The sequence below is a fragment of the Martelella sp. AMO21009 genome (assembly GCF_053484295.1).
In genome coordinates, this window is the sequence record NZ_JBAKFR010000005.1 from 157603 (window position 1) to 177502 (window position 19900).

Below are 19900 nucleotides of genomic sequence, written 5' to 3' on the forward strand. Positions count from 1 at the left end.
GGTCACTTGCCCCCGTCCTTCTTGCGCGCCGCCTTGATGGCCAGCGAGCGGGCGCGCAGCATTTCGGCGCGCCCTTCCTTGTTTTCCTGGCGTCCGCGCGCGAGCGCAAGCGCGTTGTCCGGCACATCGCGCGTCACCACGCTGCCGGAGCCGACATAGGCATGGTCGCCGATGCGCACCGGCGCCACCAGCGAGGAATTGGAGCCGATGAAACTGTCCGCCCCGATCTCCGTCCTGAACTTGTTCACCCCGTCATAATTGCAGGTGATCGTGCCCGCGCCGATATTGGCGCGCGCACCGACGCTGGCATCGCCGATATAGGTCAGATGGTTGACCTTGGCGCCCACGCCGATATCGCCATTCTTCACCTCGCAGAAATTGCCGACCTTGGCATCCTCATGCAGCACCGCGCCCGGCCTCAGCCGCGCGAACGGCCCGACCTTGCTGCCGGCCGCGATCCTCGCGCCCTCGATGTGACTATAGGCGTGGATCGTGACATTATCGGCAATCTCGACGCCGGGGCCGAAGAAAACATTCGGCTCGATCACGCAATCGGGGCCGATCACGGTGTCGTGGCAAAGGAACACGGTCTCCGGCGCGATCATGGTGACGCCCTCAAGCATCAGTTCGCGGCGGCGGCGCGCCTGCCAGATGCGCTCGAGTTCGGCGAGTTCGGCGCGGTTGTTGCAGCCGAGCACCTCTTCGGCGTCGGCCATCACAACGCCGGCGCGCCCGCCGCTTGCAAGCGCCGCCTCTACGATGTCGGTCAGATAGTATTCGCCCTTGGCATTGTCATTGCCGATCGCATCGAGCAGTGCGAGCGCGCGCCTGCCGTTGAAGGCCATCAGACCGCTGTTACAGAGCGTCACCCTGCGCTCCTCGTCGGTGGCGTCCTTTTCCTCGCGGATGGCACAGAGCGCGCCGTCGCGGGTCAGAAGCCGGCCATAGCCTGTCGGCTCGTCGGTCTCAAAGCCGATCACGACGACATCGTCGCCCGCTTCGAGCGCCGCCCGCGCCTTGTCGAGCGTCTCTCCCGTCACCAGCGGTGTGTCGCCATAGGTCACGATCACATCGTCATAGCCGCGTTCCAGCGCCGCGCGGGCGGCAAGAACGGCGTGGGCGGTGCCAAGCCGTTCGCGCTGCTCATAGGTCTCAAGCGCCACGCCGGGCAGCGCGCAGGCGTCCGCCACCCGGTCGCCATCGCGGCCGACGACAAGCGCTACGGCATCGACGCCAGAACGGGAAACGGTATCCACCACATGCGCCGCCATCGCGCGGCCAGCCACCTCGTGCAGCATCTTGGTCCTGGCCGATTTCATCCGCGTTCCATCGCCCGCCGCCAGAACGATTGCCAGTGCGCTGCGTGACATGAAATCCCCTTCCGTTTTCGCCGGTTTATCAGATATCGCTTGTAGCCGAATCCTGACCGAGACCTATTCAAAAAATGTGAACAATTTTTATGTGCGGAGCCGCGATGCGGCGTGTTTTCCGCGGCACGCGCCCTGCCCTGCGCCGAACGCTGCGACGCCCCGCAAGCCATCTTGACCCAGGTCAATGAAACACAACCGGCATTAAACTCTAATAACGACGGAACGGTCTGGCGGAAGGCCGAACTATTGCATCCGGGAAACAGTTGTGAACAAACATATGCTGGTCAAGAACCTGGCGCCGTTCTCGGCGCTCTCATCGACACATGGCACGATTCTGGGGCTCTGCGATGCGCTGGAGGCGGTGGCCGATTCGCTGCCCGGCAATATCGACCGGCACAGTTGCCAGTGCCTGTCCGAGACCCTGATGCCTCTCTTGAAGCTCGCCCAGCAACGCGAGGAAAGACAGGTATTTCCGCCATTGCGCCGCAAAGGTGGGGCGGCGGCGATGTTCGACCGGCTTCATCAGGAGCATTTCGAGGATCTGTGCTTTGCCGAGGAGGCCAGCGAGGCGCTGGGACGGCTCGCCCGGGGCGAAGAGGTCAATACCGAGGCGACCGGCTATCTGCTGCGCGGCCTTTTCACCACGCTGCGTCGGCATATCGTGTTCGAAAAGGACTTTCTCGAAAGTCTGCAGGCCACGAAGCAGTAAAGCCGCTATCCCCGTTTCCGGCGGTTCCAGCGGTCGTGATACCACAGCCACTGCTCGGGATATTCCCGCACCCAGCTTTCAACCTTGTCGTTCAGCACCTGAGCGGTCGCCGGAATATCGATCGCGCCTTTTTCGTTGCGCGGCAGCGTGATCTCATTCTCAAGCTCCAGACGGAACCGGTTGTTCGGCAGGCGGATGCAGCGCGCGGGATAGATCGCACAGTCGAACTGGCGCGCGAGCTTTCCGAGCAGCGGATTGGTCTGCACCTCCTGCCCGAAGAAGGTTGAATGGGTGCCGCGCTTGAACTTCTGGTCCACCAGCACGCCAACGCCGCCGCCCTGTTCCAGCGTTCCCGCCAGGGCGAAGGCCGAGCCGGCATGAGACGGCACCAGATTGCCCATGCGCTTACGCCGGAAGCGGAACACCTTCTTGGCGATATAGGGGTTGTTCGGCGGGCGGAACAGCACCGAGACATGGAGGTCGAAGGATGCGGCCGCGACCGGCAGAAGCTCGAAATTGCCGGTATGGGCGGTGAAGACGATGAACGGCCGATCGCGATCGAGCAGCGTGAGAAAGCGCTCCACACCCTCCACCTCGATCCGGCCGGGGGTCTTGGCCTCCGGATCGAAATCGAAAAGCTCATCGAGAAACACATATTCCGCCGCCAGCCGGCCGATATGGCCCCAGCTTGCGATCGCGATGCGCTCGATCTCGGCGTTATCCTTTTCCGGAAAGGCTTTCCGCAGGTTTTCGAGAATCAGCTTGTGGCGGCCGGTATGGGGGCCGATTTTGCGCATCACCCAATCCGCAAAGCGGATCGAACCGTCGGCCGGAAACAGCTTGAGCACCGAAAGCAGCGCGAAAATCAGATAGGCCACCAGCCATTGCTGGAACTGGCGGGCTTTCAGAACGACGCGGGTGATGAAGGATTTCAAAGACTCTGGCCCATATTAGAACTTTGCGAAGCAAATGCCGCGCGTCCGTCTTTTATCGGCGAAAGCCCCTCAAGCCAAGTCGCAATCAATCATCGATCCTGAGCACGATCTTGCCGAACACCTGGCGGCTTTCCATGCGTTCCAGCGCCTTGTCGATACCGTCGAAGTCGACCAGCGTATCGATCACCGGATGAACCACGCCCTGCGCCATCTTCTGCATGGCGTTTGCCATGTTTTCCATGCGGCAGCCGAACGAGCCGAGCAGCTTGAGCTGCTGCTGAAACAGCATCATCAGATTGACATTGGTGGAGACGCCCGAGGTCGAACCGCAGGTGACCAGCCGGCCGCCGCGTTTCATCGACAGCATCGAGCCCGCCCAGGTATCGGCGCCGACATGTTCGAACACGACGTCCACGCCCTTCTTCTTGGTGAGCTTGCGGACCACGCCCTCGAACCGGTCCTCGCGGTAATTGATGACGTGATCGGCGCCGAGTTGGCGGGCTTTTTCCATCTTGTCCTCGGAGCCCACCGTGGTGATCACGGTGCAGCCCGTTTTCTTGGCAAGCTGGATCGCCGCCGAGCCGATGCCGGAGCCGCCGGCATGGACGAGGATGGTCTCGCCCGGCTGCAGCTTGGCGTTGTCGAACAGCATATGCTCCACGGTACCGAACGTTACCGGTGCAAGCGCCGCCCCGATCGCGTCCACGCCGGGGGGTGCTGCCACGAGTTGGCGGGCGGGAATGTTGATCTTTTCCTGCGCGAAACCGTCAAGATGAAAACCGTGAACGCCGCCGACATGTTCGCAGAGATTGTCGCGGCCCTCGCGACAGGCCTTGCAGCGACCGCAGACCCGCGCGCCGTAGATCGACACCAGATCGCCGGGCAGGACATTGGATACCCCTGCCCCGATCGCCTCGACCACACCGGAAGCTTCCGCGCCGATCGTCAGCGGCAGCTTGCGCTTGGCGAACGCCATGCCGCGCCAGCCCCAGACATCGATATGGTTGAGCGCGACCGCCTTCAAACGCAGCGTCACCTCGCCGGGCGCCGGCGCGTCGGGCTCGGCCACGTCGCGCAATTCGATCTTGCGGTCATCGGTCAGCTGCAAGGCGCGCATGGGTCATTCCTTCATATTCAATATGTTAGAGCTACTAACTAAACTATACTATCAACCAATCAGGCTCACGCCGGCTCGCGCGTCATCACCAGGCAGGCATTCTGTCCGCCGAAGCCGAACGAATTGGAGAGCACCGATCCGGTATCGGCCGACCGCTTCACGTTCGGCACCACATCGAGCTCGATCGCCGGATCAGGATTGACGTGATTGATGGTCGGCGGCAGCACGCCGGTCTGCATCGCCTGGAAGGAGAACACCGCCTCAACCGCGCCGGCCGCGGTCAGAGTGTGGCCGATCATCGACTTGTTGGACGACAGCGGGATCGACTTCAGCCCTTCGCCGAACACGGCCTTGAGCGAGGAATATTCCATCTTGTCGTTTTCCGGCGTCGAAGTGCCGTGGGCGTTGATGTAATCGATGCCGTCGATGTCGAGGCCCGCATCGTCCAGCGCCGCGCGCACGGTCGCGATCGCCGGCGCGCCATCGGGCGAGGACCGGGTGCGATGGAAATGATCGGCCTTTTCGCCGCAGCCGCGCACGATGCCGTAGACCTTCGCGCCGCGGGCAACGGCGGAAGCGAGCGATTCGAGGATCAGCGTGGCCGCGCCCTCGGCAATCACGAAGCCGTCGCGATCCTTGCTGAAGGGCTTGGAGGCCTTTTCCGGGGGATCGTTCTGGGTCGACAGCGCGGAAAGCAGCGAGAACCGCACCAGCGCCTCGGCGCTGACGGAGCCGTCGGTGGCAACCGTCATGGCGCGCTCCGTGCGGCCCTGCCGGATCGCCTCGACGCCGAGCTGGATCGCAGTCGCGCCGGAAGCGCACGCCGTCGATGTCGTCACCGGCAGGCCGCGCGTGCCGAACTTGTCGGCAATCCGCTCCGAGATCGAGCCGAATAGCACCGCTTCGTGAAAGGCCGGATCGCCCTTCTCGCGCATGGCGGCGAGGAAACGGACATAGGCGTCGTTCTCCTCGACCGGCGGACCGGAGCGATCGGTCAACGCGAAGCGCATCGACCATTCGGGCTCGACCGGCGGGGCGGCGAGAAACAGCGGCGCATCGAAATCGCCGGAAAGGCCGGCCGCGGCAAGCGCCTCCTCGATGGTCGCCTCGGCAAAATTATAGGAGCGGGAAACCGCATTGTCCTCGGCCGGAATGAAATCGACCGTGCCGGCGATGCGGGTGGAAAGATGGTCGGTCGGAAAGCGCGAAATGGCGTGGATGCCGGAGACGCCCTCCGTCAGCTTCTTCCAGTTGTCCTCGAGGCCGCGACCGAGCGAGGTCACCACGCCCATGCCGGTGACGGCGACGAGCGGGCGACCGAGATGATCTGTATAGGCATTGCTCATCTGTCCGGTCCTTCCTTATTTCTCGGCCGAGAGCACGGCGACGCCCTCGCCGCGCTGATGGCCGACCGTGGTTACCGCGATCTTTTCGGCAGGCGCCGCCATCTTCTGTTCCGCACCGGGGTTGAAGACCGGCAAAGCGACCTTCCTGTCGAGCGCCAGGGCTGCCAGCGCGAGACCCAGGGTGAAATTGGCTTCCATGGCATGGCCGGTTGCGCCGGTATAGCCGCGCAGCGGCGCCGACGGGAAATGCTCTCTCGCGAAAGCGGCCTCGCGCTTGGTGATATCGGTCAGGCCGGTCGCACCGGATAGGATCGCCTCGTTGGCGGCGCCTGAAAACCCGGCATCCTTGAACAGCCGTTCGAGCCGCTGCTCCAGACGGCCATCGTCGCGCTTGCCGCGATCGCCTTCGACGCCGGAAAGCACCGCATAGATATGCGCGCCGCGGGCTTCGGCATGTTCACGCGATTCCAGAACCAGAAACGCGCCGGCGGTGCCCATGACCATGCCGCCATCTTCGTCTTCAGGCCGGTCCCAGAGCGGTCTCCACTCACCGCGCGACAGCGCATGCACCGATTCCATCATCAGCAGGATATCGCGCCGCTCGGCCACGAACGAGCCGCCGACCAGCGTGTGGCTGGACTGGCCCGCGAGGATGCGGGCATAGGCGGTGGCGACGGCGGAAATCCCCGCGCCTTCCTCGCCCATGAAAGTGCGCGACGAGCCGGCGACCTTGTGGACGATCGAGATATTGCCGGCGACGAGATTGGCAAGCTGGGCGAGAAACAGCGTCGGGCGCAGTTCGGTGGTGAGCTTCTCGTTCAACAGGATTTCGCGATCATTGCGCTGGCGCGCCTGGTTGACGATCAGGCTGTCGACGGCGATATCGCGCTCGCCACCGCCGGCGGCGACGATCATGTCCATCGTCGCGCAGAGCTCTTCGTTTTCCTTCATCCCGGCATCGTCCAGCGCGAGGCCTGCGGCATAGACGCCGAGACGCTGCCAGTTTTCCATCTGGCGCTGATCGCCGCGCTTCGGGATCTGCTCCTTCCAGTCGATTTCCGGCAGCGGATGCACCGGATAGGGCGCGCAGATCTCGGAATCGATCCGGATATCGGGCTGGCCGCCGGTGAGCATTGCGACGTGGGGCTCGATGCCGACGCCGAAACTCGTGACCAGACCAATGCCGGTAACGACCACATCATTGGAGGATTTCGCCATGTCAGGACCTCTCCGCGGCCTGCCCGGCGATCGCCGCAAACAGGCCGACTTCCTCGGCGCGCCGTTTCACGATCGGCGCGAGTTCATTGTCATCGAAGGACATCGTGCGGAATTTGAGCTGGGCGCTCGCGATCGGCTTTCCGCCCGACGCGATCTTCGCCTTGGTAACGGCAAATCCCGAGCCCTCATGCTCCAGTTGCGCTTCGATATCGAGCACGGCATTGGGCTCCACGAAGCCGCGCAGCTTGGCGCTGTCGACCATCATCAGAAACGGCATCGCCGTGCAGTCATTGACGCCAAGCAGCAGCATGCCGGACGCCTGCGCCATGGTTTCGATCAAAAGCACGCCCGGCACCAGCGGCATGCCAGGAAAATGTCCCTCGAAAACCGTGCTTTTTTCGGGAACCGTGGAACGCGCGACGATCGTCCCGGCGGAAATGTCCGCCGACACGATCTCGTCAATCATCTGGAAATATTCGAGCAGCATTGAATGCTTTCAGCCCCTGCATCAGTTCCGCAGCGAAGCCAGGCGGGCTGAGATGCCGGTCGTAAAACCGGTCGCCCTTAAGACTGCTTTGCCGCTCTCAGCTCGTCGATCTTGGCGCAGAGATTCTTCAGAATGAAGTACTCGTCCGCATCGACCTTGCCCTCGTTGACGTCCTGCGTCCACTTTTCGAGCGGGATCTTGATACCGAATTCCTTGTCGATCGCAAAGACGATATCGAGGAAATCGAGGCTGTCGATGCCGAGATCGTCGATCGTATTGCTTTCCGGCGTAATCTGATCGCGGTCGATTTCGCTCGTTTCCGCGATGATATCGGCAACTTTATCAAATGTAGCGCTCACGCCTATTACCTCTTCATCTTTCAAGTGTGCCCTCCTCATAGGCAATGATTGGCGAAAAGCCAATGGCCACAGGTTGCACGAGGGCAATTTTTCGATTGTAACTCAGACCGCCGCCGAATGGCGACCCTTGCCGCGCCCAAGATAGGTATCGAAAACCGCAGCAACAGAGCGCGCGAACGGAAAAGCCTCATTTTTCAGTCGAAATCCGAACCGATCGTAAACGCACACGTCCGGATTTTCGCGCGCATAAGCCTTGGCCTCGGCGATGATATCGTCTGTTCCGGCGGCGAATCGCGCCTTCAGTTCGCAGGCGGAAAATCCGTAGGCGCACATGATTCTCTCGATCACGAACGCCCGCGCGCGGTCTTCCGGCTGAAGCGCGACACCGCGCACCACTGCCAGATCGCCGCCTTCGACCATGCGCCGGTACTCGCCGGTCGCCGGCATGTTCTGCCAATAACCCTCGGGGAGCTGGCTGATGGATGACGCCCCGAGCCCGATCAGCGCATCGGCGCTTTCATCGGTATAGCCCTGGAAATTGCGCCGCAGCCTGCCGGTGCGCGCCGCCTTGGCAAGCGAGTCGTCGGCAAGCGCGAAATGGTCGATGCCGATCGCCTCGTACCCCGCCTCGGCCAGCATCCCGGCCGCCAGCGACATCTGGCGGAACCTTTCGTCCGCATCCGGAAGAGCGTGTTCGGGAATCAGCGCCTGATGCTTTTTCATCCATGGCACATGGGCATAACCGAACAGCGCGATCCGGTCGGGTTTCAGGCTGATGATATCGGCGACGGTCTTCGCCATCGTATCAAGCGTCTGATACGGCAGACCGTAGAGCAGGTCGCAATTGACGGAGTGGACGCCCCGCTTGCGCATCGCCGCAATCACCTCTGCCGTCTGCTCGAAGGTCTGCAGGCGGTTGATGGTCTTCTGCACCTTGGGATCGAAATCCTGAACGCCGAGGCTTGCCCGCGTAACGCCGATCTCGGCCAGCGCATCATAGCGCGCCTCGTCGAGATCGTTCGGGTCCATCTCGACGCTGATCTCGGCGTCATCGGCGAAATTGAAGGCGGACCGCAGCCAGCCCATCAGCCGGTGCATGTCCTCCGGTTTCAGCATGGTGGGCGAGCCGCCGCCCCAATGCAGGCCGGTCACCATCACATCGGGCGATACAAGCCGGCCCATGGTCTCGATTTCATGCTTCAGGCTATCGAGATAAGCGGCCACCGGCTCATATTTCAGCGTATGTTTGGTATGGCAAGCGCAAAACCAGCAGAGACGGTCACAGTAAGGAATATGCAGGTAAAGCGAGAGCTTCCGGCCTGCGCTCAGCGCCGCGATCCATTGTCTCGCCGTGGCCGGATCGACGCCGTCGTGGAAATGTGGCGCCGTGGGGTAGCTCGTGTAGCGCGGAACCGGCTCCGAAAACTTATCCAACAACTGTCGTTGCGACGTCATGACGCGCCCCTTCCTGACTGATAATGCAAACGAGATAGCCACTCGGCGCGCTCGCAGCTTTGACTTTGATCAAGTTTGGTTGCACAGTGTGAAGGAGCGACGCTAGGCGGTTGTGGCGGCGGCGCGGCCCTGCCCTCCCGCGATGCAGAGAATAAGGCAGGTGGTTTCACGCCACAACGAATTGAGAATGTCCGATGACCGACCACACCCACCGATCCCATGAAGGCGACGACCTTCTGCCGCTCGTATGCCGGGCATGCGAGGCGCGCCATGGCGGCATCTGTTCGGTCCTGACGCCCGAGCAACTGGCGCAGATCAACAAGTATTCCTCGCGCCGGACGATCGAGGGCGGCGCAGAAGTCGTCGGCCAGGGCGAAAGCGTCGGCAGCTATTCCAACATCCTGCGCGGCGTGGTGAAGCTTTCCAAGATGATGGCCGATGGCCGCCAGCAGATCGTCGGCCTTCAGTTCGCGCCCGATTTCATGGGCCGCCCGTTTTCGCGCGAAAGCGCGCTGACGGCCGAAGCGGCGACAGAAACGGAAATCTGCGCCTTCCCGCGCGCCGCGCTGGAGCGGATGATCGAAGAAGCGCCGGAGCTCGAGCGCAAGCTTTACAATCAGTCGCTGAAGGAGCTCGACGAGGCGCGCGACTGGATGCTGACGCTCGGCCGCAAGAGCGCGCGCGAAAAAGTCGCCTCCTTCCTCTATCTGATCGCGACCCATATCGATCCGCTCGCCGATGACGGCTTCACCTTCGACCTGCCGCTGTCGCGCGCCGACATCGCCGATTTTCTCGGCCTGACTATAGAAACCGTCAGCCGACAGATGACCAAGCTGCGCAACGAGAAGATTATCATCGTCGAAAACAACCGCCACGTCAGCGTGCCGGATATCGACAGGCTGAGCGCGGCGGCCGGCAACGACTGATTCCCGGTATCAGTCGCCGATCACCACCGTCACGTTTTCCAGCCCCATCGTCTGGGCAAGTTCGAACAGCAGCGCCGCATTGTCCGGATGAAGCCGCACGCAACCGTGCGAGGCGGGGCGGCCAAGCCGCGAGAGCTGGTCCGTGCCGTGGACGGCATAGCCGTGATGAAAGAAGATCGCGTAGGGCATCGGCGCATTGTTGTATTTGCGCGAGCGGTGGTTCTTCGACAGCCATTCCGCGCCGTATATGCCGCGCGGCGTCGAATAGCCCCCTGCCCCGGTCGAGACCGGCCATTCATAGCGCTCATGGCCGCCAATGATGACCTTCATGGTCTGGCTCGTCAGGCTGACGGCCGCGACGACCTTGCCCGGATCGAAAATCTCGTCGCCGGATTTGCGGGCGGCATTCGCAGCCGACGCCGCGCCAAGCAACACCAGTAACGCCAACAGTATTTTACGCATATCCACCCCCGACACACATATGTTTCTAATGAACGATATGTGCAACGGGGGTTACTATCAACGCGATACTGATTTTAAGGTAAACACAACCGGCACAAGACCGGTCTGTTCATGCGTCAGGGCGCGAGCGTGGCGGCGATCAGATCGACCACCTTTTTCGCTTCGATGGTCATCGCCACCTTCTGCTCGGTCTTGTCATCCCACGGGCTCGGGCCGAACGCGCCGCCGGCCGGCTTCTGCAGGGTCAGTCCGTCGGCAATGCCGCCGCAGACCACGCGCACGGAGCCGGACCTGAGACCGAAGAGCTCGGGCGCCACGACATAGGCGCAGGCGCAGCTGTCATGCACCACCATGCCGTCTTCGACCTGCTGGCTGTAGAAATCGATATAGGGATCGGAGATCCGTGCCAGCAGTTCCACCGCTGGACCGCCGCGCAGAGCCAGTTCCTTCATCGTGGTCCGGGTCATGACAGTCTGGAGGGTGACGTCGAGGCCGATGATCACGACCTTCCACGGCGCGGTGAACACGACATCGGCAGCTTCCGGGTCGCCATGGATGTTGGCTTCCGCGGCCGGCGTCACATTGCCGTTGGTCTCGAACGCGCCGCCCATCACGACGACCTGCTTGACGAGGCCGGCGATTTCCGGATCGCGCGCCAGCGCCATGGCAAGGTTGGTCATCCGGCCGACGGCGACGATCTCGACCTCGCCGGGATGTTCACGCACCGTATCGATGATGAACTGAAAGGCAGGACGCGGATCGAGCGGCACATCGTCGATCGTCTCCGGCACGTCGATATCGCCAAGCCCGTTGACGCCATGCACGAATGTCGGCCACGAGGCCATCGGCCGGCCCGGATCGAAGGTAATGTCGGCGCCACGGGCGACCGGCGCCTTGATGCCGAATTCACGCTTCAGGAACTGCGCATTGCGGGTGGTCGTGTCGGCGGAGGCGTTGCCGAAAACAGAGGTTACGCCGAGGAGTTCGATATCAGGATGGCGCTCGAGGAAGAGCAGCGCCATGGCATCGTCAATACCGGGGTCCGTGTCGAAAATTACCTTGTGCATGAAAACGCATCCTGTCTTCGGAAATATGGGAACGGCGTTTGCGCCGGATCGAGAAAGGCCCTACACGATCCGGAGAAAAAAGGAAACGCCGCAGGTCCGCGCGGCGATGCCCCTGCAAAGGATGTTTCCGTGTTTGAAGCCAGTATCGAACTGTTGCTGATCCTGTTTGCGGCCGCCTATATCGCCGGCTTCGTCGATTCGATCGCCGGCGGCGGCGGCCTTATCACCATACCGGTGCTGCTGATTTCCGGCGTACAGCCGCTGCAGGCGCTCGGCACCAACAAGCTGCAGGGCATGTTCGGCGCGGCTTCCGCCACGATCTCCTATGCCCGCGCCGGCCGGGTGGAGCCGCTACGGCAATGGCCGATGGCGCTGATCGCGATTGCCGGCGGCGCGCTCGGCGCGCTTGTTGCCACGCTGATCTCCGGCGATGCGCTGCGCGCCGCGCTCCCCTTCCTGCTGGTCGCGATCGGGCTTTATTTCGCGCTGCGCACCGGGCTTGATGACAGCGACCGCGAAAAGCGGCTTTCCACCCCGCTCTTCGCCGCTTTGGTGGTGCCCGCGATCGGCTTTTATGACGGGCTTTTTGGCCCGGGGACCGGGTCGTTTTTTATGATCGCCTTCGTCACGCTCGGCGGCTTCGGCATGCTGAAGGCCACCGCCCACACCAAGTTCCTGAACCTGTCGACCAATATCGGCGCTTTCGCGGTGTTCATGTTCGGCGGCGCGATCCTGTGGAAGGTCGGGCTGGTGATGGGCCTTGGCCAGTTTCTGGGTGCCCGCACCGGATCGAATCTCGCCATGAAGAACGGCGCGAAAATCATCCGTCCGCTTCTGGTTCTCTCGTGCATGGCGATGGCGATCAGGGTTTTCCTCGACGAAAAGAACCCGGCCTATCAATGGCTTATGATGCAGTTTTAAGGTGAAGCGGCAGGCCCGCCGCCATGAACACCACCTCCGCCGAGACCGCCGCGATGCGCTGGTTCAAAATGCCCGCGGCATCGCGAAAGCGACGCGCCAGCGCGTTGTCCGGCACAATCGAGAGCCCCACCTCGTTGCTGACCATGATCAGCCGGTAGGGGCAGCGCGCGACGAAACCGGCAAGCCGCGCGCCTTCGGCCTCGATATCGCGCTCCGCCAGCAGCAGGTTGCTAAGCCACAGCGTCAGGCAGTCGAGCACCGCCACCGGCTCCTTCTCCCGCTCCAGCGCTTCGAGACGCTCGACCAGCGCGAATGGCGTTTCATGGGTGATCCAGTCGCTGCCGCGATCGGCCCTGTGCCGCGCGATCCGCGCCGCCATTTCGGCGTCGTCCATGCTTTCGGCGGTCGCGATATAATGCAGGTTGCCGTCATGCCGGCGCGCCAGCATTTCGGCATGACGGGACTTGCCGGAGCGTGCTCCGCCGAGGACCAGACAGGTGGCCTTCATGCGGCTGAACCCGGTCGGCTTCTCCAAGCTAAGGAGAATGCGCCGGCGGGCGGCAGCTTGGCGAAAACGGACGATTCGTAGTTCATGGAGGCGTCCGCGTTGTTGATCGCCAAGGGTCACAATGACCGAACGGAGACCATCCCCGACTGCGGCCCTTGCCGGCACGCCGCGATGATAACGGCGACGGGCCGGCAGTGCAATAACCGTCGCCGGTCAGATCTTGCCGGCGACCTTTTCGGCGATGTCCTCCGGCAGCCAGGCCTTCCAGACATCGGGATAATTGGCGAGGAAATGGCGGGCGCCGGCCTCATTGCCGGCTTCCTCCTCATCCATCCAGGCCAGCACTTCGCTCACCGTCCCGTTGCTCCATGAGCGCGTGTTGAAATAGCTCATCAGTTCGGGATTTTCATCGACGAAATCACCCGCGATCAGCGTGTAGACGGCCGAGACGGGATAGGTGTTGAGCTTGGGATCCGGGCAATCCGGCACAATGGTGCAATTATCCCATTCCTCCTTGCTGAACTCCACGCCGAAGCTGAGCTTAACCATCGGATGATTGCCGAGAAGGGCCGTCGGCGCCCAGTAATAGCCGAGCCAGCCCTCCTTGTTCTCGAAGGCCTCGATGATCGATTCGTCGAGGGCGGCGGCATCCTTCACATCGTGAAGCGCGAAGCCGGCCGCTTCCGCATCGAGCGCGCGGAACAGGTTTTCGGTCGAGGCGCGACAGGCCCAGCCCTCGGGACAGTTGAACACCGCCGGCTTGCCGCCCTCCTCGGCCGGCATGAAAAGCTCAGGATGCTGCAAGGCCTGCTGGACGGTTGTCATACCGGGATTGGCGTCGAGGATATATTTCGGCATCCACCAGCCCTGAACGCCGCCTTCGTTCAGCAGCGCCGCTCCGAAGGCGACGCGCTTGTCGGCGACCGCCTCCTCAAGCGCCGGCGTCATGCTTTCGAACCAGAATTCCGGCACAATATCGGGCTTGCCGTCCTTCGCGATCGAAGCGACGGCGCTGTTGGTGTCGCCCTCGACAAGCGACACCGTGCAGCCGTACCCCGTTTCCATGATCAGCTTGTCGACCCAGGCCGCAAGCCCGGCCGAGGGCCAGTTCAACTCGGCGATCGTCAGATCGCGACAGTCGGTCTCGGCTGCGGCCGCTCCGGAAAACAATGCAACGGCTGAGGCCAATGACAAGGCGACGACATAGGACTTCATTGTTGCTGTTTCCTCCGGTAACCACATTCGGCGGACTGCCGCCGCTTGAGGGCACTACCGCCCAATTGGTCCAAGAATACGTCTGTCGCGCTGAAATAACAAACCGCAAGAGGCGGCTTTTAGGGTGAAATCCGACCAGTTTCCGCCTTTATGCGGAAACGCTAACCAACCAGTAACGTTCTACCGCTAGAACGGGTGTCAGCGGACGGTTGCGCGGCAAATGTCCTCCCGGCTTTATCAGTTTCGCGTTTCCGGGAGTGCCGTTTCAGGTATTGCGTATGCAACCGCCGCGCAGCGTCGAACCGGGCTTCGGCGCTAGATCTTCTTCACCACCCAGGAATAGCTGTCGGTCACGACATGCAGCGGTACCGTCAGGGCATTGGTGAGCTGCTGGCGCGTCGGAACGATGCCCATCAGCGCCGCCATCGACCCTCTCGTCAGGCGCTGGAGGCGGTTTGGCATCTCGGTTTGCGCCTCGGCGGTCGTCGTTTCGGGCATGGTTGGTGGCAAGACGGCATCCGGGTTCCGCCCGAGCGCGGCATTGACGAGCTCGCCCGGCTCCCGGCAGACGGCGATGATCGTGGGAAAACCACTGTCGCCATAGGCCGTGATCTTGCTTTCGATTTCGCTGTCGCAGGCCTGGACAGTGGCATAGCGCGTTTCGGTCATGTCGATGTAGCTGCACTGGTTCAGACTGTCATCGCAGCCGAAAATCGTCATCGCAATCAACGCCGCCTGCATGATTCACCTCGCTCGTTTCAGGGCTGAATACATCTTCCGCGCGAATGCGCCGCAAACATGGCGGCCAAGCACGAACGCCGCGAATTTGCCGCGCGGGCAGCAAGCATATATGCGCGTTTGAGGGCGACCGAATCTAGGCTTCGGCGGCCATCTCGTCACGTTGCTCCTTCAACAGTTGAAGGGCGACGACGCAGGCGTTCTGCACATGTAGAGACGCAATTCGCGCAGCTTCGTCCGCATCGCGCTTTTCCAGCGCGGCCGCAAGAGCGTCGATCTCGGCAAGGCTTTCGTCGATTCGCGCGGGATGCATCAGCGAGGTGGCGCGCAGGATGTTGATCCGGGAAAACAGGCTTTGCAGCACCTCGCGGGCAAGGTTATTGCCGCAATTGCCGAGCATGATGTTGTAGAGCCGGCTCTTGGCTTCCAGCACCTCCGCCTTGTCGCCGGACAGGGCGTGCTCGCGAAGCGCCTCGGCGCCCTTCGAAAACTGCCTTATGGCTTCATCAGAGCCGTTGAGCGCAAATTCGCGCGCGGCGAACCCTTCAAGCACCCCGCGCAGGGCATATAGCTCCTTCGCCTCTTCCAGCGAAATGACGGCGACGACGGGTCCCTTGTGCGGAACGATCTCGAGCAGCTTCTCGGCTTCCAGCTTGCGCAGGGCTTCACGCAGCGATGTGCGGCTCACGCCAAGTTCCTCGCACAGTTCGCGCTCGACAAGGCGCGCGCCCGGCTTGTACCGGCCGGAAGTGATCCCCTGGCGAACAGCGTTTTCAATCTGTCGACGCAAAGTGTCCGGTTGCAGCGCTGTCCCACGTGAGCTCATCAAGCCTTCCCGTATTACATTATGACTATCCGCCATTAGCACGAAACACCGCTGCGCAACAAGCTTTCCGCCGCACACGCCACCCTCGCCCGTTGGCGAAAACGCTACTTCCCAGCGGCCTGATAGTCGGTCTCGCCGACCTCTTCCAGCCAGTCGGTCCTGCCGATTGATATGGCGGTGTGCAGCAGATAGCTGTCGGCGGCAGCGCCGTGCCAGTGCTTTTCGCCGGTGGCGATCCAGACCGTGTCTCCGGCTTTGAGCTCCTGTGCAGCCTCGCCTTCCTTGCAGACCCAGCCCTTGCCGGCAATGACGGTCAGGACCTGACCGGTTTCATGGGTATGCCAATAGGTGCGCGCGCCGGGTGAAAAGAACACGTTGTTGATGACGACGCCGTCCGTTGGCGGCATCACGGGATCGGCATGAACCGTTCCGGTGAAAGTATCGGATTTGACTTCCGATGGAGCGCCGGCCTGCCGGCCATGGAAAATCTTCATATCTTCAATCCTTTTCGTGGAGTCGAACTTTTCCGGAAATATCGCCGATGGCATCGACGACGCGATTGCTTATGACATCGCCATAGCCGAGTGCGGTTGCAAGGCCGAAGCTCGCCATCGGCCCTGAGGCATTCAGCGAGGAAATGCCGAGTTCGTGCAGCAGGTCGCAATAGAGCAGCACGTCCTTGGTCATAAGTTTGGAGGTGAGCCCGCCCTCGAGATAGTCACCATCGACGATCTTCGGAAAACGGTTCAGCGTCGCGAAGTTGACGCCGCTGCTGGCGTTCAGAACCTCAAGCAGGCGATGGAGATCGAGACCGGCCTTTTTGCCGGCGACCATGACCTCTGCCGTGGCGGACAGACTGACAGCATTGAGAAAATTGTTCAATAGCTTGGCGGTGTGGCCCGCGCCGCTTTCGCCCATTACGATGACCTTCTTGGCGATCAGCGCGAAGACCGGCTCAAGCCGTCCGATCGCATCCGGATCGCCGCCGACCATCAGGGTAAGCGCGCCCTTTTCGGCCGCCGCCGCCCCGCCGGAAATGCCGGCATCGACATAAAAGGCCCCCTTCTCGGCAAATTTCGCCGCGATCCGCCGGGTGGAGGCGGCAGACGCCGTGCTCATGTCGGCGACGATTTGTCCGGGGCGAACGTGGTCCAGCAACCCGCCCTCGCCTTCCACCACCTTCTCGATCACCGTGCTGTCGGGCAGGGAGAGAAAAATGATGTCGGTCTCTTCCATGATCTGGCGAGCGGAGGACGCCCGCTTGGCTCCGAAGCGTCCAGCGGCAGCCTCGTCCATATCAAAGCCCAGCACCTTGACGCCGCCCGCGACGATGCAGCGGGTCATCCGCCCGCCCATGTTTCCAAGTCCGATAAACCCTACCGTATCGATTGCCATAATGTAGCGACCCTCGCTGAACCTACCGTTTTCAAAAGGCGCGACGGCCGTACCGGCCGCCGTTCCGTCCCGCTGAAAGAGTGACGCGAGACCTTATTCCGCCGAACCGCCCTGTTTTTCCTGCTCCTCGGACCACTCCTTCAAGACGGCGCTTGCGGTTCTGAAGGCGGCGAGCGCCGCCGGCGCGCCGCAATAGACCATCGCCTGCAGCAGCACCGCCTGGATTTCCTTGGGCGTGACGCCATTGTTGAGGGCGCCGCGGACGTGAACGGCCAACTCATGATGCTGGTTCATCGCGGTTAGCATCGCAAGGTTCAGCATGCTGCGGGTGCGGAACGGCAGCGTCTCGTCGCCCCAGACCTCTCCCCAACAGTATTCCGTCACAAGCCTTTGTGCGGGGCGGTTGAACTGATCCGCGTTTTCCCAGGACTTTTCGACATGCGGAGCGCCCAGCACCGTCTTGCGGTTCTGGAACCCCTTTTCGAACATTTCGCTTTCAGTTGGCATGACATCCAATCTCCCCCGCTTCGCGCGGTCGTCCAATTCTCAAAACACTAAAGGCAATCGCTCTTGCCCCACATACCGTCGGCATAAAGCCGGGCGACGTCTTTCATTGCGCGTCCTCCGAAAGGAGGCGGTACATCTCGGTATGGTCGGTCGCGGGCGAAACCCCTTCGGCAATGCGGTGCCAGGTGCTGATGCCATAGGCCCCGAAGCTCAGCGTGTAGCCGACAGATTCGGCAAGCTTGCCTGCAATCGAAAGGTCCTTGTCCATCAGCTTCAGAGAGAAACCGGAGCCGAACGTGCCCGAAAGCATGAACTGCTTGACCTTGTTTTCGGAGGTATTGCTGCGGCCGCTCGAGGCGTTCAGCACGTCGGTCATGACATCTTCGGCGATGCCGAAACGCCTTGCGACCTGCAGCGCTTCGACCGTGATCATCAGCCCGCAGGCCGAGACCAGATTGTTGAGCGCCTTGGCGGCATGACCGGCACCGGCGGGCCCGATGAACAGGATCGACTGCCCCATTGTCTCAAGCAGCGGCCGGGCGGCATCCATCTGCGCCTGGTCCCCGCCCACCAGAATTGCCAGCGTGCCGTTCTCCGCCCGTTTGACCCCGCCGGAAACCGGCGCGTCGAGATAGTGAAGCCCGCGCCCTGCAAGCGTCTCGGCGAGTTCGCGCGAACGCACCGGCTCGGACGAACTCATGTCGATCACCCGCGCGCCGGGCTTTAACCGATCGGCCCAGCCATTTTCCAACAGCACCGACTCCACGATGGACGAATTGGGGAGCATGGTGATCAGGACGTCGAGTTCCTGCGCCACAGCCTCCGTCAGGGGCTCGGCGGACAGCTTCGCGCAAATCTCGCCAACGCGCGCCGGGTCCGCATCCGCGACGAATAATGTGTGACCGGCTCCCGCGATGCAGCCGCACATTGGCGCGCCCATCATCCCAAGCCCGATGAAGCCGACTTTTTGCATGCTCATGACGCGGTCGCCTCGCGTTTCGATGACCAGAGTTCCATTCCCGATATGCCCTCCCCGGCGAAGCTCTAGCGCAGGGCCGAAAAGTCGGTGGGCGCGAGAAAGCTGTTCTCGACCCGAGCGACGATCGGCGCGTTTCGTTCTGATTCAGCACGCGCGGCGATCCAATCGGGATCCGATTGGAAAGCGTTCCAGCGTTCTTCGCGCTCTGCCATGCTCTCCCATTTCAACAGATAGGTAAGCGCATGGTTGTCGGGGCCGACAACGGTGGTCCAGAAGCCGATCTGCTCGATGCCATACTTCTCGAAAAAGCCGAGGGTCGTGGACCGGAAACGGTCCAGAAGCGCAGGCAGGCGGGTCGGTGCGCAATAATAAATCCGGAGCTCCACGATCATTCGGCAATCCCTTCTCTTGATTGGTAGGAGTTTATTTTTGCTAGGACATTACGTCAATAATACAAAATCATTTCCGGCGGTTATGTCAGCCTGTTTCACAGACTGAAACTATCGGTGCTGTACGCGCTCGTCCTCATCCAGCCTCACGGCGAAGGCCGCGGTCTGCTCGCTGAACGACGGATAGCGGTTCATCACCGCGGGATCGTGTCCCGGCACAATGTGGCTGTCCCTCCCGGCGAGCTCTTTCAGGCGCTGGTAACCGACGACAGTGTCGGACACGCTGTCGCAGGTCGGAAACACCCGGCCGGTCTGGAAGTGCTGGTAAAGATGGCTGGCGTCTGACGCGAGCACCACGGGACCGCGCTTCGTCTCCACCCGCACGCATTGCAGGCCGCGCGAGTGGCCGCCGACGTGGTGGACGGTCACGCCTGGAAAGAGTTCGCGATCGCCCAGGCAGAACGACACCTTGCCGGCATAGGTGCGCCGGACCATGTCGACCACATCGTCAACCTCGTAAGGGTGGTTTAGGAAATGATGGCACATGCAGGGGCCGGTCGCATAACGCATCTCGCTTTCCTGCATGTAGAAGCAGGCATTCGGAAACAGCTCGTTATTGCCGGCGTGGTCATAATGCATATGCGTGGTGATCACGTGTTCGACGGCGTTGAAATCCACGCCAACGGCGGTGAGCGCGGTATGGACCGGCGTGATGAGCTCACGTCCCCGCCGCGTGCCCGATTGCGCGTTGAACCCGGTATCGACAACGATTGTGCGCGCCTCGTTGCGGATCACCCAGACATAATAGTCGATCGGCATCGAGTGGTCATGGGCATCGCCGCCGATGAAGTTCTGCGACGCAGGTCTATCGTTGCGGGCGTATTTCAGGGCCAGGATTTCGTATCTGTCGGTCATGCTGCTCTCGCTTCAACAATATATCCCGACGCGCGGGAAAACGCGTCCGGCGATCA

At 62.0% G+C, this 19900-nt stretch carries 23 protein-coding genes; 3 read left to right on the forward strand and 20 right to left on the reverse strand.

What is annotated here, in order from left to right; genetic code table 11:
- Window positions 1-2: 2 nt before the first annotated feature.
- Window positions 3-1370, reverse strand: coding sequence for a bifunctional UDP-N-acetylglucosamine diphosphorylase/glucosamine-1-phosphate N-acetyltransferase GlmU (glmU, locus tag V6766_RS08525; RefSeq protein ID WP_448465440.1), 1368 nt, complete (start codon window positions 1368-1370; stop codon window positions 3-5).
- A gap of 265 nt (window positions 1371-1635) precedes the next feature.
- On the opposite strand from glmU, the gene V6766_RS08530 reads away from it, so the two are divergent.
- Window positions 1636-2079 (forward strand): hemerythrin domain-containing protein, encoded by a 444-nt coding sequence (locus V6766_RS08530; RefSeq protein WP_448465442.1) that lies wholly within the window; start codon window positions 1636-1638, stop codon window positions 2077-2079.
- Window positions 2080-2084: 5 nt separating this feature from the next.
- On the opposite strand, the gene V6766_RS08535 is transcribed toward V6766_RS08530, so the two are convergent.
- The 7 genes from V6766_RS08535 to hemN all read right to left on the reverse strand — a co-directional run bounded on the left by V6766_RS08535 (window position 2085) and on the right by hemN (window position 8996).
- Window positions 2085-3014 carry a lipid A biosynthesis lauroyl acyltransferase gene (locus V6766_RS08535; RefSeq protein ID WP_448465444.1) on the reverse strand — a complete coding sequence of 310 codons (930 nt, stop codon included), beginning with the start codon at window positions 3012-3014 and terminating at the stop codon, window positions 2085-2087.
- Between the two features lie 85 nt (window positions 3015-3099).
- Complete coding sequence (locus V6766_RS08540) at window positions 3100-4131, reverse strand: zinc-binding dehydrogenase (RefSeq protein WP_448465446.1); 1032 nt, start codon at window positions 4129-4131, stop codon at window positions 3100-3102.
- A 65-nt stretch (window positions 4132-4196) separates the two neighbouring features.
- The gene (locus tag V6766_RS08545; protein WP_448465448.1) at window positions 4197-5477 is read right to left on the reverse strand and encodes a beta-ketoacyl-ACP synthase; all 1281 of its coding nucleotides are present in this window, start codon (window positions 5475-5477) and stop codon (window positions 4197-4199) included.
- A gap of 15 nt (window positions 5478-5492) precedes the next feature.
- Window positions 5493-6695: a beta-ketoacyl-ACP synthase gene (locus tag V6766_RS08550; protein ID WP_448465450.1), complete on the reverse strand. Its 1203-nt coding sequence runs from the start codon at window positions 6693-6695 to the stop codon at window positions 5493-5495.
- Window position 6696: 1 nt separating this feature from the next.
- A complete protein-coding gene (locus V6766_RS08555; RefSeq protein ID WP_448429212.1) occupies window positions 6697-7182 on the reverse strand; it encodes a 3-hydroxyacyl-ACP dehydratase FabZ family protein in 486 nt (161 codons plus the stop codon).
- A gap of 77 nt (window positions 7183-7259) precedes the next feature.
- The gene (locus V6766_RS08560; RefSeq protein ID WP_085986543.1) at window positions 7260-7547 is read right to left on the reverse strand and encodes an acyl carrier protein; all 288 of its coding nucleotides are present in this window, start codon (window positions 7545-7547) and stop codon (window positions 7260-7262) included.
- 96 nt (window positions 7548-7643) lie between these two features.
- Window positions 7644-8996 carry an oxygen-independent coproporphyrinogen III oxidase gene (gene hemN / locus V6766_RS08565; RefSeq protein ID WP_448465452.1) on the reverse strand — a complete coding sequence of 451 codons (1353 nt, stop codon included), beginning with the start codon at window positions 8994-8996 and terminating at the stop codon, window positions 7644-7646.
- A gap of 194 nt (window positions 8997-9190) precedes the next feature.
- Between hemN and V6766_RS08570 the strand changes: the two genes are divergently transcribed.
- On the forward strand, window positions 9191-9922 hold the full coding sequence (locus V6766_RS08570) for a Crp/Fnr family transcriptional regulator (protein ID WP_448465454.1): 732 nt from the start codon (window positions 9191-9193) through the stop codon (window positions 9920-9922).
- Window positions 9923-9931: 9 nt separating this feature from the next.
- On the opposite strand, the gene V6766_RS08575 is transcribed toward V6766_RS08570, so the two are convergent.
- On the reverse strand, window positions 9932-10384 hold the full coding sequence (locus V6766_RS08575) for a L,D-transpeptidase (RefSeq protein WP_448429218.1): 453 nt from the start codon (window positions 10382-10384) through the stop codon (window positions 9932-9934).
- Window positions 10385-10500: 116 nt separating this feature from the next.
- Window positions 10501-11451 (reverse strand): nucleoside hydrolase, encoded by a 951-nt coding sequence (locus tag V6766_RS08580; RefSeq protein WP_448465456.1) that lies wholly within the window; start codon window positions 11449-11451, stop codon window positions 10501-10503.
- Window positions 11452-11580: 129 nt separating this feature from the next.
- Here V6766_RS08580 and V6766_RS08585 point away from each other — a divergent pair, with 129 nt between their 5' ends.
- A complete protein-coding gene (locus V6766_RS08585; RefSeq protein WP_448465458.1) occupies window positions 11581-12372 on the forward strand; it encodes a TSUP family transporter in 792 nt (263 codons plus the stop codon).
- On the opposite strand, the gene cobU is transcribed toward V6766_RS08585, so the two are convergent.
- The 10 genes from cobU to V6766_RS08635 all read right to left on the reverse strand — a co-directional run bounded on the left by cobU (window position 12356) and on the right by V6766_RS08635 (window position 19844).
- Entirely contained in the window at window positions 12356-12880 is a 525-nt protein-coding gene (cobU, locus tag V6766_RS08590; protein WP_448465460.1) for a bifunctional adenosylcobinamide kinase/adenosylcobinamide-phosphate guanylyltransferase, read from the reverse strand. The two genes, V6766_RS08585 and cobU, sit on opposite strands and share 17 nt — an antisense overlap.
- A 213-nt stretch (window positions 12881-13093) precedes the next feature.
- Window positions 13094-14095: a glycine betaine ABC transporter substrate-binding protein gene (locus V6766_RS08595; protein WP_448465462.1), complete on the reverse strand. Its 1002-nt coding sequence runs from the start codon at window positions 14093-14095 to the stop codon at window positions 13094-13096.
- A 315-nt stretch (window positions 14096-14410) separates the two neighbouring features.
- Window positions 14411-14836 carry a hypothetical protein gene (locus V6766_RS08600; RefSeq protein ID WP_448465464.1) on the reverse strand — a complete coding sequence of 142 codons (426 nt, stop codon included), beginning with the start codon at window positions 14834-14836 and terminating at the stop codon, window positions 14411-14413.
- 133 nt (window positions 14837-14969) lie between these two features.
- The gene (locus V6766_RS08605) at window positions 14970-15659 is read right to left on the reverse strand and encodes a GntR family transcriptional regulator (protein ID WP_448465466.1); all 690 of its coding nucleotides are present in this window, start codon (window positions 15657-15659) and stop codon (window positions 14970-14972) included.
- Between the two features lie 104 nt (window positions 15660-15763).
- Window positions 15764-16153: a cupin domain-containing protein gene (locus tag V6766_RS08610; RefSeq protein WP_448465468.1), complete on the reverse strand. Its 390-nt coding sequence runs from the start codon at window positions 16151-16153 to the stop codon at window positions 15764-15766.
- Window positions 16154-16157: 4 nt separating this feature from the next.
- Window positions 16158-17054, reverse strand: a complete 897-nt coding sequence (locus V6766_RS08615) for an NAD(P)-dependent oxidoreductase (protein WP_448465470.1) — start codon at window positions 17052-17054, stop codon at window positions 16158-16160.
- Between the two features lie 93 nt (window positions 17055-17147).
- Window positions 17148-17561 carry a carboxymuconolactone decarboxylase family protein gene (locus V6766_RS08620; protein ID WP_448465472.1) on the reverse strand — a complete coding sequence of 138 codons (414 nt, stop codon included), beginning with the start codon at window positions 17559-17561 and terminating at the stop codon, window positions 17148-17150.
- A gap of 103 nt (window positions 17562-17664) precedes the next feature.
- Window positions 17665-18540 (reverse strand): NAD(P)-dependent oxidoreductase, encoded by an 876-nt coding sequence (locus V6766_RS08625; protein WP_448465474.1) that lies wholly within the window; start codon window positions 18538-18540, stop codon window positions 17665-17667.
- A 65-nt stretch (window positions 18541-18605) separates the two neighbouring features.
- Window positions 18606-18932, reverse strand: coding sequence for an NIPSNAP family protein (locus tag V6766_RS08630; RefSeq protein ID WP_448465476.1), 327 nt, complete (start codon window positions 18930-18932; stop codon window positions 18606-18608).
- A gap of 108 nt (window positions 18933-19040) precedes the next feature.
- On the reverse strand, window positions 19041-19844 hold the full coding sequence (locus tag V6766_RS08635; protein WP_448465478.1) for an N-acyl homoserine lactonase family protein: 804 nt from the start codon (window positions 19842-19844) through the stop codon (window positions 19041-19043).
- Between the last annotated feature and the right edge of the window lie 56 nt (window positions 19845-19900).